This is a genomic window from Lysobacter sp. Soil_C_15, from assembly GCF_057657315.1.
Genome location: NZ_JBDGIR010000003.1, coordinates 528,969 through 545,416, shown reverse-complemented (window position 1 = coordinate 545,416; position 16,448 = coordinate 528,969). Strand labels below are relative to the sequence as shown.

The 16,448-nt window shown below is 67.8% G+C and carries 9 protein-coding genes; all 9 read left to right on the top strand.

Going from position 1 to position 16,448, the window contains the following annotated elements; genetic code table 11:
- Nucleotides 1-4,320, top strand: a 4,320-nt coding sequence (locus tag AC3A57_RS10315) for an amino acid adenylation domain-containing protein (protein ID WP_487578832.1), incomplete at its 5' end; no start/stop codon positions are given.
- 8 nt (nucleotides 4,321-4,328) lie between these two features.
- Nucleotides 4,329-5,924 (top strand): MBL fold metallo-hydrolase, encoded by a 1,596-nt coding sequence (locus tag AC3A57_RS10310; RefSeq protein WP_487578831.1) that lies wholly within the window; start codon nucleotides 4,329-4,331, stop codon nucleotides 5,922-5,924.
- Nucleotides 5,921-7,735: an ABC transporter ATP-binding protein gene (locus AC3A57_RS10305; RefSeq protein ID WP_487578830.1), complete on the top strand. Its 1,815-nt coding sequence runs from the start codon at nucleotides 5,921-5,923 to the stop codon at nucleotides 7,733-7,735. The genes AC3A57_RS10310 and AC3A57_RS10305 overlap by 4 nt, the downstream gene beginning before the upstream one ends.
- 69 nt (nucleotides 7,736-7,804) lie before the next feature.
- Nucleotides 7,805-8,767, top strand: coding sequence for a TauD/TfdA family dioxygenase (locus AC3A57_RS10300; RefSeq protein ID WP_487578829.1), 963 nt, complete (start codon nucleotides 7,805-7,807; stop codon nucleotides 8,765-8,767).
- A gap of 65 nt (nucleotides 8,768-8,832) precedes the next feature.
- A complete protein-coding gene (locus tag AC3A57_RS10295) occupies nucleotides 8,833-9,969 on the top strand; it encodes an efflux RND transporter periplasmic adaptor subunit (protein WP_487578828.1) in 1,137 nt (378 codons plus the stop codon).
- Between the two features lies 1 nt (nucleotide 9,970).
- Complete coding sequence (locus AC3A57_RS10290; protein WP_487578827.1) at nucleotides 9,971-13,054, top strand: efflux RND transporter permease subunit; 3,084 nt, start codon at nucleotides 9,971-9,973, stop codon at nucleotides 13,052-13,054.
- Between the two features lie 77 nt (nucleotides 13,055-13,131).
- Entirely contained in the window at nucleotides 13,132-14,649 is a 1,518-nt protein-coding gene (locus AC3A57_RS10285) for a serine hydrolase domain-containing protein (RefSeq protein ID WP_487578826.1), read from the top strand.
- Between the two features lie 639 nt (nucleotides 14,650-15,288).
- On the top strand, nucleotides 15,289-15,864 hold the full coding sequence (locus AC3A57_RS10280) for an NADPH-dependent FMN reductase (RefSeq protein ID WP_487578825.1): 576 nt from the start codon (nucleotides 15,289-15,291) through the stop codon (nucleotides 15,862-15,864).
- A gap of 282 nt (nucleotides 15,865-16,146) precedes the next feature.
- On the top strand, nucleotides 16,147-16,425 hold the full coding sequence (locus tag AC3A57_RS10275) for a hypothetical protein (protein ID WP_487578824.1): 279 nt from the start codon (nucleotides 16,147-16,149) through the stop codon (nucleotides 16,423-16,425).
- Nucleotides 16,426-16,448 lie beyond the last annotated feature (23 nt).

The window sequence follows — 16,448 nt, the reverse complement described above, 5'->3', positions numbered from 1 at the left end:
GCGTTCGCACAGCGCGCTTACGAGGCGCCGCAAGGCGAAGTGGAGACGGCGCTGGCGCGGATCTGGAGCGAGTTGCTATGCGTGGACAGGGTCGGGCGCCGCGACAGCTTCTTCGATCTCGGCGGCCACTCGCTGCTGACCGTGCAACTGGTTTCGCGCGTGCGCCAGCGGCTCGGGGTGGAAATGGTGGTGTCCGACCTGTTCTCGCATCCGATACTGCATGAATTCGCGGCGCAGGTCGGGCAGGCGCCGTCCAGCGCGCAACCCGCCCTCATGGCCGCGGTCCGGCCGCAACGCCCGCCATTGTCGTTCGCGCAGCAGCGGCTGTGGTTCATCGCGCAAATGGGCTTGGAGGCCAGTACCGCCTACCACATGCCCGCTGGCCTGCGCCTGCGCGGCCGCCTGGACAGGGACGCTCTGCGGGCGGCGCTGAACAGGATCGTGCGGCGCCACGAGGCCCTGCGCACGCATTTCGATCTGGTCGACGGGCAGCCGGTGCAGTGCGTCGACGACGCTGCGCAGTTCGCTCTGGCTTGTCACGACATAAGCGCCGACGAGGGTTCGCCGGACGAGGCCATCGCGCACTGGCAACGCGCCGAAGCCGATGCGCCGTTCGACCTCGCCCGCGGACCGCTGATCCGCGGACGTTTGCTGCGCCTGGGCGAGCACGACCACGTGCTGCTGCTGACCATGCATCACATCGTATTCGACGGCTGGTCTCTGGGCGTGCTGACCGGAGAGCTGGCCGAATTGTACCGCGCGTACGCCGCGCAGGGGCTGTCGCCCCACATCGACCCGCTGCCGCCGCTGCCCATCCAGTACGCCGACTACGCCGTTTGGCAACGCGACTGGCTCGAGGACGAAGTGCAGGATCGGCAGCTGGCGTTCTGGCGCCGGCAACTGGCTACCGCGCCGGCGCTGACCAACCTGCCGACCGACAGGCCGCGTCCTGCGGTGCAGGACTATCGCGGCGACAGCGTGTCGATCGAACTCGACGCCGAACTCGCCGCGTCGCTCAAAGCTTTGTCGCAACACCACGGTACGACTTTGTTCATGACCTTGCTCGCCGCCTGGGGCGCACTGGTCGCGCGCCTGGCGGATCAGGACGAGGTGGTGATCGGCACGCCGGTGGCCAATCGTACCCGCGCCGAGGTGGAGCCGCTGATCGGCTTCTTCGTCAACACGTTGGCGCTGCGCCTGGACTTCAGCGATCGCCCGACCGTGGCGCAGCTGCTGGCGCAGGTGCGCGACAGCGTCCTGCAAGCGCAGAATCACCAGGATGTCCCGTTCGAACAGGTGGTAGAGGCGCTCAAGCCCAAGCGGACGCGGGCGCACAGCCCGGTTTTCCAGCTCATGTTCACCCTGCAGAACGCTACGCAGTCGGCATTCGAACTGGAGGGGCTGCGCCTGGACGAGCTCCCGGTTCCACCGGCCGACGCCAAGTTCGACCTCATCCTGGAGTGGCAGGAAAACCAAGACCGGCTGGTCGGCAATCTGTGCTTCGCCACGGCGCTGTTCGAAGCCGAGACGATGCAGCGGCACCTGGCGTACCTGGAGGCCTTGCTGCGCGGCATGGTGCGCGACGACGCGACCCCGGTCGACGCGATCGCGATCGTCGGCCCGCAGGAGCGGCGGCAAGCGCTGTCGGCCTGGAACCGCACCGAGCGCGACTACCCGCGCGACCGTTGCGTGCACGAGCTGTTCGAGCAGCGGGCGGCCGGGGCGCCCGACGCGGTGGCCTTGCTGCACGACGGCCGGTCGACGACCTACGCCGAACTCAATCGAGGCGCGAACCGCCTGGCCCGCCATTTGCGCGCGCAGGGGGTGAAGACCGGAGACCGGGTGGCCTTGCTCATGGAGCGCAGCCCGGAGCTGATCGTCGCCGTGCTTGCGGTCCTGAAAGCCGGCGCGACCTACGTTCCGCTGGATACCAGCTACCCCGCGGCGCGCCTGGGCTATCTGTTGCAAGACGCGGCGCCGGCGCTGGTGCTCACCCAGCAACGCCTGAAAGACAAGCTGCCGGACTGCGCGCCGCCCGCGATCGCGCTCGATGCAGGCCTCGACGACGGCGGACGGCTGGACGAACGCGATCTCGACGCCGCCGAGTTGGGGCTTACGCCGGAGCATGCGGCGTACATCATCTATACCTCCGGCTCGACCGGCGAGCCCAAGGGCGTGATCGTTCCCCATCGCGCGATCAACTGCCTGGCGATCGACAACGGATACGCGGCGATCGATGCGGACGACTGCGTCGCCCATTGCAGCAACCCGGCCTTCGATGCGTCGACCTTCGAGATCTGGACGACGCTGCTCAATGGCGCGCGCGTGCTCATCCTGGACAAGCGGACCCTGCTCGACGCCGCGCGATTCGCCGCCGAACTGCGCGAACACCGGGTATCGGCCCTGTTCCTGACCACCGCCTTGTTCAACCAGTACGCGCTCGCCCAACCCGGGATATTCTCCGGCCTGAAATACCTGCTGTTCGGCGGCGAACGCTGCGATGCGGACATCGTCCGGCGGATCCTGCGCGACGGCGGTCCGCGACAGCTGCTGCATGTGTACGGCCCGACCGAAACCACGACTTTCGCCACCTCCCATGCAGTGACGGCGGTGGCGGGCGATGCGCTGTCGGTGCCGATCGGCGGCCCGATCTCCAACACCTGCGTCTACATCCTCGACCGGCACGGCGAACCGGTGCCGGTCGGAGCCGTCGGCGAGATCCACATCGGCGGCGAAGGCGTAGCGCACGGCTACCTGAACCGGCCGGATCTGACCGCCGAGCGCTTTCTGCGCGATCCTTTCCGGAACCCGGATGCGGGTCCGCCGCCCAGGATGTACCGCACCGGCGATCTCGCACGCTGGCAGAAGGACGGCGCTATCGAATTCCTGGGCCGAAACGATCACCAGGTGAAGATCCGCGGGTTCCGCATCGAGTTGGGCGAGATCGAGGCTCAGCTCTTGTTGCACGAACAGGTGCGCGAGGCGGTGGTGCTGGCGCGCGAGGACATGGGCGAGGGCAAGCGCCTGGTGGCCTATCTGACCCCGGCCGGCAGCGCACCGGACCTCGATGGCTTGCGCACGCACCTGCGCAGGACCATGCCCGATTACATGGTGCCGGCCGCGTTCGTGTTGTTGGATGCGCTGCCGTTGACGCCCAACGGAAAACTCGATCGCAAGGCGTTGCCGTTGCCCGACGCCAGCGCCGTGCCGCGGCGCGAGTACGAACCGCCGCAGGGCGAGGTCGAGGTGTCGCTCGCGCAGCTATGGGGCGAACTGCTGCGCGTGGAGCGAGTAGGGCGCAACGACAACTTCTTCGAACTCGGCGGGCACTCGCTGCTGATCACCCGCCTGATCGACGCCGCCCGCCGGCGCGGTCTGGTCGTGGATCTGCGCCAGGTATTCGACGCGCCGACGCTGGCAAGCCTGGCGTCGGTCGCCCGGCAGGATGGGCAGGGCGCGGACGCGCAGTCCAACCTGATACCGGTGCGCATCGCCGGATCGCAGCCGCCGCTGTTCTGTTTCCACGAAGGTTTCGGCAGCGTGCTGGCCTACGATCGGCTGGCGCGCTTCATCGACGAGGACGTTCCGGTCTACAGCATCGAAGCCCGGGCCATGCACGAGAACCCGCCGGTCTATCGCTCGCTCGCCGAGATGGCCCGCGACTACCTCAAGCAGGTCATGGCCGTGCAGCCCACCGGGCCCTACCGCCTGGCCGGCTGGTCGGGCGGCGGCCTGGTCGCCTATGAGGTCGCCCACCGCCTGCTCGAACTCGGCGAATCGGTCGACTACCTGGGAATGATCGACACCTACAAGCTCAAGCCGGCCGATCTGGAAGGGGAGATCGCCGAGACCAAGCACTACCTGATCCGCACGCTCGAATACCTGCGGCCGGATCTTCCGCCGAGCGTGCTGCGCGGCCTGCTGGCCTTCGACGACCTCGACGCGATGGTCGCCGAATGCCACCGCAACGGTTGGCTGCGGCCGGAGATCACCGGCCACGAGATGGACCGGCGTTTCCAGGTCGCCAACGACATCGCCCGCGCCTGCGTCGAATACTCGCCGCCGTTGCTGGCGATGGAAGTGGATCTGTTCAGCGCGCAGGAGCCCGCGCGGGCCGACCGCAGCAACGGCTGGTCGGCCTTGCTCGGGCCGCGCCTGAAGATCACCCCGGTCGGCGGCACCCACATGTCGATGATGCAGGACGAGACTCTGATCGCCCAGATCGCCGGCCCGATGAACCAATCGCTGCGCCGCTCCCGCGCTCCGGCGCACCGCCCCGCGCGGCGCGCCTCTCGCGGCGCCGCTCTCTCCGTCTCTTGAGGACAGGTATGACCCAGAAGAACTTCAAGTCGCTCGCTCCGGGCATCCGCAGCATTCCGCTGATCAATTCCTGGTTCGCGCACATGTACCTGGTCGCGCCGTCGACCTTCGGCCACTACACCCGCTATCACCTGGACCTGCTCGAGTCCTTCGTCGACGACCCGTCGCAGCACCTGGAATCGATCAAGATTCCCGAGCTGATCGGCGGCCCCTTCATCAACTACACCGGCGATCCCGGCGACATGGCCAGGTTCCGCGACCGCACCCGCGAGCGCTGCGGCACGCAGCTTCGCGGCGCCGATGCGATCAACGCCATGTACCAGATGGTGCTCAATCAGGCCAAGGGGGCGGGCGTTCCGGGCCTGTACGCGCAGGTCGACGAACTGATCCGCCACGGCGTGGAGCTGTCCTACGACGTATGCAAGCAACCGGTCGCGCGCATCATCGAGAAGGTGCTGTACGACGGCCCACTCTACGATCCGTCGCTACAGACCTGCATTCTCGAGAAGGCGACCTACGAACCGCGCACTTTCGTGCTCAGTACCCCGCAAATCCAGCGCCAACCCGCATCGGTGGAGCTGCGCCTGCCGTTCGGCGATCCCTTGTGGAACCACATGAGCAGCGGCAAGCACGCGATCGGCGATCTGTTGGAGATGCTGCGGCCGCACGTCGACGACCCGGCGCGGGACATGCCGTTGCTGGAAGGCATGTTCATCGACCATCCGAGCCGGGCCCGGGCCGAAGAGCTGCTCCCGGGCCGGGTGCGCGTGCGCTACTTCGGCCATGCCTGCGTACTGATGGAATGCGCCGGCGTAAGCGTTCTGGTCGATCCGCTGATCAGCTATCCGGGCGAGTCCACGCTCGACCATTTCACCTTCGACGATCTGCCGGCGCGCATCGACTACGTGCTTATCACCCATCCGCACCAGGACCATGTCGTGTTGGAAACCCTGCTGCGCCTGCGCAGCCAGGTCGAGCACGTCGTGGTCGGCCGCTCCGGCGGTGGGCATCTGCCCGACGTGTCGCTCAAGCTGATGCTGAACCACTGCGGTTTCGACAAGGTGATCGAGCTGGGCGAGTACGAAACCATCGACTTCGCCGGCGGCCGCATCATCGGCGCGCCGTTCTACGGCGAACACGCCGATCTCGACATCCGCTCCAAGCTCGCCTTCGGCGTGCAGATGCACGACACCAACTGCCTGTTCTTCGCCGACTCCAATCCGCCGATGCCGGAGTTCTACGCGCCGCTGAAGAAGCTGATGCCGCGCATCGACTGCCTGTTCCTCGGCATGGAATGCGTCGGCGCGCCGGCGACCTGGCTGTACGGTCCGTTGCTGCAGAAGATGCTCACCCGCGGCGAAGACCAGTCGCGCCGTCTCGACGGTTGCGACGCCGCCAAGGCGCTGGAGATGCATCGGTTCTTCGATCCCGAGCGCATCTTCGTCTACGCGATGGGCGCGGAGCCCTGGCTGACCCACATCACCAGCATCCTGTATTCCGAGGAGCTTCCGCAGTTCAAGGAGGCCCGGGTGCTCGAATCGACCGTGCGTTCGCAGGGCCGCCAGGCTGAAGTCCTGTACGGAAAAAGGGAACTGCTGCTGTGAGCGCCCCTCGCTCGACCTCTGCCCCGGTTCCGGACTCGTCCCTGGGCGCGTTGTGGCGGCTGCTGCGCCTGGCCCGGCCGTCGACCGCGCTGCTGGCGACGGCCGCGGCGATGACTCTGGTATCTGTCGCCGGCACCTTGGCGTTTCCGGTCTTGACCCGGCGACTGGTCGACGACCTCGCCAAGGGCGCGGTCGACGGCGTCGGCATCGCCTCGCTGGCCGCGGTCATGCTCGCCGCCGCGGCGGCCTCGGCGGTGTCTTCCTACCTGCTCAGCCGGCTCGGCCACGACGTGATCGCCGCATTGCGCACGCGGCTGATCGAGAAGCTGCTCAAGCTTCCGGTGGCCTCGTTCGACCAGGAGAGCACCGGCGAACGGGTCAGCCGCGTGCTCAACGACTGCCAGTCGATCTCGGAGCTGGCGACCCGGCAGGCGATCAATCTGTTCAGCGGCGTGCTGGTCCTGGTGGGATCGATCACCGTACTGCTGTTCCTCGATGCGATGCTCACCCTGACCGTGATCGGCTGCATCGTGCTGGCCTTCGGCGTGGTCCTGCCGCTGGTGGCGTTGCTGGAGAAGCTCGCGCTCAGCACCCAGGACCGCACCGCCAAGCTCGGCGGCATCCTCACCCACGTCTTCTCCGAGATCCGCCTGGTCAAGGCCTACACGGCCGAAGCGCGCGAACGCGAGCGCAGCCGATTGGAGATCCTCGACATCCGCCGGATCGGCCTGCAAGTGGCGAAGATCAGCGCGGTGCTGGGGCCGCTGATCAGCCTGTCCCTGACCGCGGCGATCCTGGTCATCCTGATCTACGGCAGCGCCCGGGTCGGCAACGGCAGCATCAGCATCGGCACGCTCACCGCGTTCATTCTCTACCTCTTCAACGTCGCCGTGCCGTTGATCCAGCTGACCACCTTCCTGGAGGAGCTGCAGAAAGCCAGGGGCGCATCCACCCGGATCGCCGCCTTGCTGCAGGGCAGGGAGGAGGACACCGCCGGCGACGCCCCGACGGACAACCACGGAACGCTCGAGTTCCGCGACGTATCCTTCAGCTATCCGGACCGCGAAGCCGAGGTGCTGCACCGGATCAACCTGGTGTTCGAACCCGGGACGACCAGCGCGCTGGTGGGCGCGAGCGGCAACGGCAAGACCACGGTGCTGTCGCTGATCGAGCGCTTCTACGCGCCGACCGGTGGCGCCATCCTTTATGGCGGCAAGGCGATCGATCGGTTCGCCCTGCGCGCCTGGCGCGAGCGCATCGGCTACGTCGCGCAGAGCGCGCCGATCATGCCGGGCAGCGTGCGCGACAACATCCTGTACGGCCTGAGCGGAGACTTCACCGACGAAGCGGTGCGCGCGGCGGCCGAGAAGGCCGGCGCACTGGGCTTCATCGAGCAGATGCCGCAGGGGCTGGACACGATCCTGAGCGAACAAGGCGCGAACCTCTCGGGGGGGCAGCGGCAGCGCATCGCCATCGCCCGCATGTTCCTGCGCAATCCCGACATCCTGATCCTGGACGAGGCGACGTCCAGCCTGGACAGCGAGACCGAGCACCAGGTCAAGCTGGCGCTGGAGTCGTTGATGAAGGGGCGTACCAACATCGTCGTCGCCCACCGGCTGGCCACCATCATCCACGCAGACCGCATCTACTTCCTGGAAGGCGGGCGGATTTCCGGCTGCGGCAGCCACGAGGAACTGCTCAGCTCGCATTCGCATTATGCCCGCCTGGTCGCGCGCCAGTTCCGCAAGCCGGTTCGGGAAGGCGCGCATGCGACGCAGGAGGAAGCGCTGGCCGAGGCCGCGGCAAGCTGAGCCGGCCTTTCGCCCGCGCGCACCCGGGTTACCGGAACGTTTCTTGAAACTTTCACGCGAGACAATTCCATGAGCATGTTCAACGAGCTTCAAGAGATCTCTGGACGCAACATCCTGATTCAGACCCAGCCGCTTACCCCCTCGCTGGCTTGGGCAAAGCAGAACAAGGGCGAGGTCGGCCGGATCCTGCTCGACAGCGGCGCCTTGTTGATCCGGGGGCTGCGCTTTCACGGCACCAAGCAGTTCGGCCAGTTTCTCGAAGAACTGTTCGGCGACAGCCTGGCCGAGTACACCTATCGCTCGACGCCGCGCACCAAGCTCGGCGGAAACGTATACACCGCGACGGAATACCATCCCGCCGAAACCATTCCGCAGCACAACGAGTCCTCGTACGCGAACGTCTGGGCCATGCATATCGGCTTCTTCTGCATGATTCCGCCGGCCGCCGGGATGGGCGGCGCCACCCCGCTGGCCGACAGCCGCGAAGTGTTGGCGAGGATTCCGGCCGACATCGTGGAGAAGTTCGAAACCAAGAAGCTGCAGTACGTCCGCAACTACGGCCAGGTCGATCTGCCCTGGAGCGAGGTGTTCCAGACCGACGACCGGCGGCAGGTCGAGGCGTTCTGCGAGAGCAACGGCATCGATTTCGAATGGACCGCCAACAACGGCCTGCGCACCAAGCAGGTCACGCCCGCCACCGAGATTCATCCGGTCACCGGCGAGAAGGTTTGGTTCAACCAGGCGCATTTGTTCCATATCTCCGGGCTGCCGGAGCAGATCGTCCGCGACATGCTGTCGCTGTACAGAATGGAAGACCTGCCGCGCAACGTGTACTTCGGCGACGGATCGCCGATCGATGTCGACGACCTGAACCGGATCCGAGCCGTGTACGACGAAGTGAAGTTCCATTTCGACTGGCAGAAGGACGACGTCATCCTGCTGGACAATATGCTGTTCACGCACGGCCGCCAGCCATACTCGGGCGCCAGGAAGATCCTGGTCGGCATGGGCCAGATGCACGGGCGCACATGAGCATCGTCGGATCGCTGCGCCTTGGCGCTCGGTGGCGGCGCCGCGGAGGCGGCGCGGATGCGCCGGTGCGGGCTCGGCCGCCCGCATCGGGCCTGCCCCGCCTGGGCCGGGCGCTGCGCCTGTGCGCGTTGGCGACGGGCCTGGGCGCCTGCAGCCAGGCCGCCGAGCCGCCGTCCGCGCCCACGCCCAGCCTGACCGTCGAAACCATCGCGCCGCGCATCGGCGAACTGACCCGCGAGGTCGATGCCTCGGGCTCGATCGCTGCCTGGGAGGAGATCGGGGTCGGCGCCGAGGTGTCGGGGCTGCGCGTGACCGAGGTAACGGTGGAAGTCGGCGACACGGTACGCCGCGGCGATGTGTTGGTGCGCCTGGACGCACGCACGCTGCGCGCGAGGGCCTCGCAATCGCAGGCTGCGGTCGCGCAGGCTCAGGCCAATGCCGCGGTCGCGGAGAAGCGCGCCAAGCGCATCCGCGAGCTGGCCGCGCAGCACTTCGTTTCCGCGCAGGACGCCGACGAAGCCGCCGGCGAGGCGCTCAGCGCCAATGCGCAGTTGCGCACCATGCGCTCCGCGCTGGACGCGGCGCAGGTGGAGCTGGATTTCACCGAGATCCGCGCCCCGCACGACGGAGTGATCTCCGCACGCAACGTGCAACCGGGGCAGGTCGCCGGCTCCGACAGCGAACTGCTGAAGCTGATCCGCGACCGCCGGCTGGAATGGCGCGCCGAGCTGGCCGAAGCCGATCTGACCCGGGTCGCGCCGGGCATGCCGGTGCGCGTGTCCGGCCCCAACGGCACGACGGTCGAAGGGCGCGTGCGACAGGTTTCTCCGGCACTGGACACGCGCCGCAGAACCGGCCTGGTCTATGCCGATCTGCCGGCGCCCGGTCCGCTGCGCGCCGGCATGTTCAGCTCCGGCTCGATCGCTTTGGGCCGCCAGGCCGGCTTGCTGATCCCGCTCGAAGCGGTGGTGCGCCGCGACGGCCGCGCCTACGCCTTCGTGGTCGACGACAAGAGTCGCGCACGCGAGCGCCGTATCCGCACCGCCGCGGTCGACGGCGCGTACGTCGACGTGCGCGAAGGGCTGCGGGCCGGCGAGCGCGTCGTCGCGAGCGGGGCCGGTCTGTTGGGCGACGGCGACCTGGTGCGGGTGGCGGCGCCGGGTTCCGGCGCAGCGCCGGCGGCCGCAGCAACGGCGAACTGACATGAATATCTCTGCCTGGTCGATCCGTCGACCGCTGCCCGCGATCCTGACCTTCGTCCTGCTGTTCGCGGCGGGCTGCCTCGGCTTCTTGCGGTTACCGGTCTCCGAGTTCCCTGATATCAGCGTGCCCACGGTCACCGTCACCGTCAGCCTGCCCGGCGCGTCGCCGAGCACGCTGGAAACCCAGGTCACCCGCAAGGTCGAGGATGCGCTGGCCAGCGTGCCGCATATCGACGAGATGCGTTCGACCGTCAACGAAGGCGTCTCGGTCACCCACGTCCGCTTCGAGCTCGCGCGCGACGGCGCCGCCGCCAAGGACGACGTGCGCGACGCGATCGACCGCGTGCGCGTCGACCTGCCCAGGGAGATCGAGGCGCCCGTGGTGGCGCTGGCGAGCGTGGAGGGCGGCGACATCGTCACTTTCGCGGTCGCCGCCGACGGCTGGAACGAACAGGAGCTGAGCTGGTACATCGACGACACCGTGAGCAAGCAGTTGTTCGGGCTGAGCGGGGTCGGCGCGGTGCGGCGCATCGGCGGCATCGATCGCGAAGTGCGCGTGGAACTGCGCCCGGACGGACTGCAGGCGCTGGGCGTGAGTCCGGCGATGCTGTCGCAACAACTGGCGAACATCCAGCAGGAGCAGCCCGGCGGACGCACTACGATCGGCGGAGGCGAGCAGGCGGTGCGCACGGTGGCCACCGTCGAGGACGCTGCGGATCTGGCCGACTACTCGATCTTCACCGCCGATGGGCGCCAGGTCCGGCTGTCGAGCGTCGCCGACGTTCGCGACGGCAGCGCGGAGCCGACCCAGGCCGCGATGCTCGACGGCAAGCGCGTGATCGGCTTCGCTGTCCAGCGCACGATCGGCGCCAGCGAAGTCGACGTGGGCAGGGCAGTGCGGGCGAAAGTGGCCGAACTGGCCAAGGCCGATCCGCGCCTGCATTTCACCGAGGTCGCCTCGACCACCCCGGAGATCGAGGCGTCCTACGAGTCCTCGATGGCGATGCTGTGGGAAGGCGCCCTGCTGGCGACGCTGGTGGTGTGGTGGTTCCTGCGCGACTGGCGGGCCACTTTCATCGCGGCGATCGCATTGCCGCTGTCCATCGTTCCCACGTTCGCCGCGATGCACTGGCTGGGCTTCAGCCTGAACGTCGTCACCTTGCTGGCGTTGGCGGTGGTGGTCGGCATCCTCGTCGACGACGCGATCGTGGAGGTCGAGAACATCGATCGCCACCTGCACATGGGCAAGCCGCCCAAGCTCGCCGCGCTCGAGGCCGCGGACGAAATCGGCCTGGCGGTGATCGCCACCTCCTGCACCCTGGCCGCGGTGTTCGTTCCGGTCGCCTTCATGCCCGGCGTCGCGGGAAAGTTCTTCAAGGAGTTCGGCTGGACCGCGGCGACCGCGGTGCTGTTTTCGCTGCTGGTCGCGCGTTTGCTCACGCCGATGCTGGCCGCCTCCATGCTCAGGGCCACGCCTGCGCCGCAAGGCGATTCCGGAGCGATGCAGTGGTACTTGCGTTGGGCCGACCGCGCCTTGCGCCATCGAGGCAAGACATTGGCGTTGTCGGCGCTGCTGTTTCTCGGCGCGATCGCGGCCTCGGCGTTCCTGCAGACCACCTTCATTCCGCCGAACGACGGCGACCAGAGCGTGGTCTTGCTCGAACTGGCACCCGGCACGTCGCTCAGCGCCACCCAACGGGCCGCCGAGCAGGTGCGGCGGCGCATCGCCACGATGCCCGAGCTGGAACGGGTGTTCGTCGTCGCCGGCTCCAGCGGCAGCGACGGAGAGGGCGGGGCAGGGACCGACGAGGTGCGCAAGGCTACGCTTACGCTGAAGTGGCGCGGCGAACGCGAACGCGACCAACAACGCCTCGAGGCCGACGTGCGCGAGCGTCTCCAGTACCTGCCGGGCGTGCGCGTGGGCTTCCAGGGCGGCGAACCGGGCCGGGCATTGCAACTGGTGCTCGCGGGCGAGGATCCGCTCAAGCTGGCCGCGGCTTCGCGCGATATCGAACGCGCGATCCGGCAACTGCCCGGCCTGGGCGCGGTCAGCTCCACCGCGGCCCTGGTGCGTCCGGAAATCATCGTCCGTCCCGACTCGGCGCGGGCGGCCGACCTGGGCGTGTCCACCATCGACATCGCGGCCTCGGCCCGGGTCGCCACGAGCGGCGACTACCAGCAGTTCCTGGCCAAGCTCAACCTGCCCGAGCGGCAGGTACCGATCCGCGTCCAGCTCGCCGGCGGCGCGCTGTCGGCTCCTTCGTTGCTGGCGCAGTTGCGCGTGCCGACCGCGTCGGGCGGCGCCGTGCCGCTGTCGTCGGTCGCGGACATCGCCAGCGGCAGCGGCCCCTCGCAGATCGATCGCTTCGGCCGCAAGCGCAACGTCACCATCAGCGTCGATCTGAACGGGCGCCCGCTCAGCGAGGTCGACGACCGGATCAAGGCGCTAAAGGAAGTGCGCAACCTCCCGCCGGGCGTGACCCTGCAGGCCGCCGGCAACGCCAAGATCTTCGTCGAAATGATGCTGGGCTTCGTCGCGGCCATATTCACCGGGATTTTCTGCGTCTACGCGGTCCTGGTGCTGCTGTTCAATCACGCCAGCCAGCCGGTCACCATCATGGTCGCGGTGCCGTTGGCGGTAAGCGGCGCGGTCGGCGCGCTGCTGCTGACCGGAACCGACATCTCCTTGCCGGTATTGATCGGGCTGATCATGCTGATCGGCATCGCGGTCAAGAACTCGATCTTGCTGGTCGATTACGCCGTGATCGCGCAGCGCACGCTGGGAATGGATCGCCACCAGGCGCTGCTGGACGCCTGCCACAAGCGCGCGCGCCCGGTACTGATGACGACCTTGGCGATGGGCGCAGGCATGCTGCCCATCGCCCTGGGGTTCGCGGCCGATTCGAGCTTCCGCGCGCCGATGGCGATCGCCGTGCTCGGCGGATTGGCGTCCTCGACCGTATTGAGCCTGGTCGTCGTGCCCGCTGCGTTCACCGTGATCGACGATGCGGAGCGCCGCCTGATACGCCTGTTGCGCCGCAATCGGTCCGACGACGGCGCAGCGCGGCTGCCGGCCGGGGCCTGATGGCCTCCAGGAGGCGAAGGGCCGCGGCCAGCTCGGCTCGCTCGCCAGCCGCAGCGCCTGATACGAGGGGAGTTTCGATGTCGCCGAGCGCAGATCCGGACCCCAACTCGCCGCTGCCGGCCGTTCGTCCGCAGCGCCAGGCCGCGGCAGGCGCGGTCTGGCGCCGGCTCCGGGCCTGTATCCGGCGGCGCGCGGCGGCGATGTGCCTGGGCCTGGGCCTGGGCGCCGCATCCGCACAGCCTGCGCCGATACCGGACCCGATCGACGAGTACGTGGCCGCGCAGATGCGCGAGCAGGACATACCCGGCCTCGCCATCGCAGTCATCCGGGGCGGCGTCGGCCAACGCGTGCAGGGCTACGGCTCGGCCAATCTCGAGCATGCGGTGCCGGTGGGCCCGGAATCGATGTTCCAGAGCGGCTCCATCGGCAAGCTATTCACCGCGGTAGCGGCGATGCTGTTGGTGGAAGACGGTACGCTCGCGCTGGATTCGCCGTTGACCACTTGGCTTCCCGACGCGCCGCAGCGCTGGTCGCGCATCACGCCGCGACATCTGCTCAACCACACTTCCGGCCTGGCCGACCCCGAACTCGACCCGCGTCGCGAGTACAGCAGCGACGAACTTCTGCAGATCGCGTACGCGTGCGCCGCGCCGACCGAGCCCGGGCAGCGCTGGGCCTACAGCAACATGGGCTATGTCGTGCTCGGCATCCTGATCGAGCGCGCCGGCGGGAAACCCTATGGGGACGTCCTGGCGGAACGGGTCTTCCGCCCGCTGGGCATGGCGGGAGCGCGGGTGATCAGCGACAGCGCCATCGTCCCTCACCGCGTCGCCGGTTACATCCACGTCGATGGCGGCTTGCGCAATCAGGACTGGGCCTCGGCGTCGATCAATTCGACCGCGGACGGCTCGCTGTACCTGTCCGTGCGCGACTTCGTCGCCTGGGAAAGGGCCGTAAGCGAACGCCGCCTGCTGCGGCCGGAGTCATGGCGGCAAGTGCTGGCACCCGCGCTTCTTCGCGACGGCAGCCGCTATCCGTACGGCTTCGGCTGGCAGTTGGGCGGCGACCCGAGCCATGGCGCCACCATGGGGCACGGCGGCGCCTGGCAGGGATTTCGCGCCTATTACCAGCGCTACGATCGCGATGCCGCCGCGTTCGTGGTGCTGGCCAACAGCGACAGCGCCCGTCCTGGGGACATCCTCGCCGGCGTGGCCGCGCTTGCCGATCGGCGCTATGCGCGGCCGCCGGCTCGCGCCATCGCCGACACCGCGCCGCCGCTGCGCCGCCAGGCGACGCGGCTGGTCGGCGATTTGCGCGCGGGGCGGCTTGCGCCGGCCGATCTGCCGGGCCTCCCGCCCGAACGCGCGCACGCCCGCCTCGCTCGCTGGCGGGCCGCCTTGAACGAGGCGGGCGAGTGCGGTCGGCCCAGCCTGGTTCAGGACCGCCGCAACGGCGACCTGAGGGAACGGGTCTATCGCTTGCGATGCGACCAGCAGGCGTTCGAACTGGAAGTACATACGCTCGCCGAGGGAGCGGTGCAGCGGGCCGACCTGCGCCCGGTGGCGCGACTCGACGAGCCTTTGCCCCTGCGTTGAGGGGAAAGGGGGGCAGGGGGGCAGGACGAGCCCGAGCCGCGTGCAGGCCGAACTTGCCGGCGGGGGACTCTGGCCGCCCCCCAATCGCCGGCGACAGGTCGTCGCCACGAGCCGCTCCGAAAGGCCTGGCCCGGCGCGCCGCCGTAAGCGCCAAAATGATCGTCATGCGTGCGTTACACCCACCGGTATTGCGTCCGCCTATTCGAGGACGCAATCGGTACGCGTAGAACGACGGAAGCGAACGCCCGCTCCTGCGTAGCCAGACTCCTAGCGATTCTCGATGCCCCCTCCGCCCGCGAATACGCGCGCGGACGCGGCGCGCAACAAGAGCGACCAAGCGGTTATGGCCTGACGAACATAAATGTGGTCCCGCCATGGTGGCGTAGGCGGAACCACCACCGCAAATAGCGTGATATGGCACGCCACGCGCGGCAGTGTGGCCGAAATCGCTGCGCCGGCGAGCGCAGCAATCGACACGCGATGCGAGCAGGGGCGCCACGGCAGGTCGCCGACGCAGCCGAGCGGGCTCGGGCATGGCCGCTTGCGTCCTGATGCCAGGGCGGCGCTGCTGCTGGAAGGCTATGGCAATTCCAATAGGTTTGCTCTACCTTCATTGCGAGGCTCAACGTCACGGTGAACATGGATCCGTTCAACATCCTCGCGCTCGGCGGCAGTCTGCGCCGACCCTCCTCGACTTCCGGCGCGCTCGCACTGGCCTGCGAAGGCGCTGTGTCCCAAGGCGCTGCCGTTACCTCGCTCGACGGCAGCCTGCTGCCAGCGCAACCGTTCGATCCCCTGACGGCGTACTCACAACCGCCGCCGTCCGCTTCGGCGCTAGTCGCCGCATCGGCGCGCGCGGATGGCTTCCTGTGGGCATCGCCGGCTTATCACGGCACGGTATCGGGACTATTCAAGAACGCGCTCGATTACCTGGATCTGTTGCGCAACGCAGAACCGCCGTTCTTGTCCGGGAAACCCGTCGGCATCATCAGTGTCGGGTCCGGCACGATCGCCGTGGTCAATGCCGCCAATACGATGGTGTACGCCGCACACGCCTTGCGCGCACAGCCGTTGCCGATGCTGGTTCCGATCGGCAACGCCGACGCTTGCTTCGACGGCGAAGGCCGCTGCCAAGACCTGGGCGTCGCCCAGCGCTTGCGGGTATTGGGCGCTGCGGTCGTGCGCGCGGTCGCTGCGGCCAGGAACCAGCCCTGACGGATCGCGATAGAGGGCGGGGAGTCATCGGATGCAAGCGCTGCCCGCTTGGTTGCGGACAGCGCGATCGGCTGCGAGCGAAAAATAAATCGAACACATATCTTTCGAAATGATTACGGCTGACGGCCGTGATAGCCGCCTCGTTTTGAAGGCGCGGCCATTGCTCGATTCATTCTCTTCGGCTGATATTTGTGATCGAGAATGTGCAACGATCGGATCGATTGATTTTGCGGAATGGCCGTAATAGAGTCGATCGCGCACATCACGTGCATACATATAAATATGGAGATCTATATGGCCGTTGCTCAACCCCTCGAAGTCTATTTGGATAATAGCCAGAAGCAGCTGCTCAAGCAGTTCGCCGACGAGAACTGGACGGGCCTGGTCGCCACCTTCGGCGCCGAGACCGTTCGCAAGGACAACTACAGCGAAAATCTGGACGACCTCCAGATCGCCAACGTCCTGTACGAAACCCACGGCGGCGGCGCCGATGTTCCGCGCGATGCGGGCCTGGCCAAGGTCGGGTTCTCCGGCATCATCGCCAGCGCGGCGGTTTGGTAAAACCCTCGGGCGCAGGCAGTTCG

What these genes read in the sequence shown, in the direction of transcription:
- AC3A57_RS10285 (WP_487578826.1), top strand. Translation starts at nt 13,132, where the DNA reads ATGTCGCCGAGCGCAGATCCGGACCCCAACTCGCCGCTGCCGGCCGTT.
- AC3A57_RS10290 (WP_487578827.1), top strand. Translation starts at nt 9,971, where the DNA reads ATGAATATCTCTGCCTGGTCGATCCGTCGACCGCTGCCCGCGATCCTG.
- AC3A57_RS10310 (WP_487578831.1), top strand. Translation starts at nt 4,329, where the DNA reads ATGACCCAGAAGAACTTCAAGTCGCTCGCTCCGGGCATCCGCAGCATT.
- AC3A57_RS10280 (WP_487578825.1), top strand. Translation starts at nt 15,289, where the DNA reads ATGGATCCGTTCAACATCCTCGCGCTCGGCGGCAGTCTGCGCCGACCC.
- AC3A57_RS10300 (WP_487578829.1), top strand. Translation starts at nt 7,805, where the DNA reads ATGAGCATGTTCAACGAGCTTCAAGAGATCTCTGGACGCAACATCCTG.
- AC3A57_RS10275 (WP_487578824.1), top strand. Translation starts at nt 16,147, where the DNA reads ATGGAGATCTATATGGCCGTTGCTCAACCCCTCGAAGTCTATTTGGAT.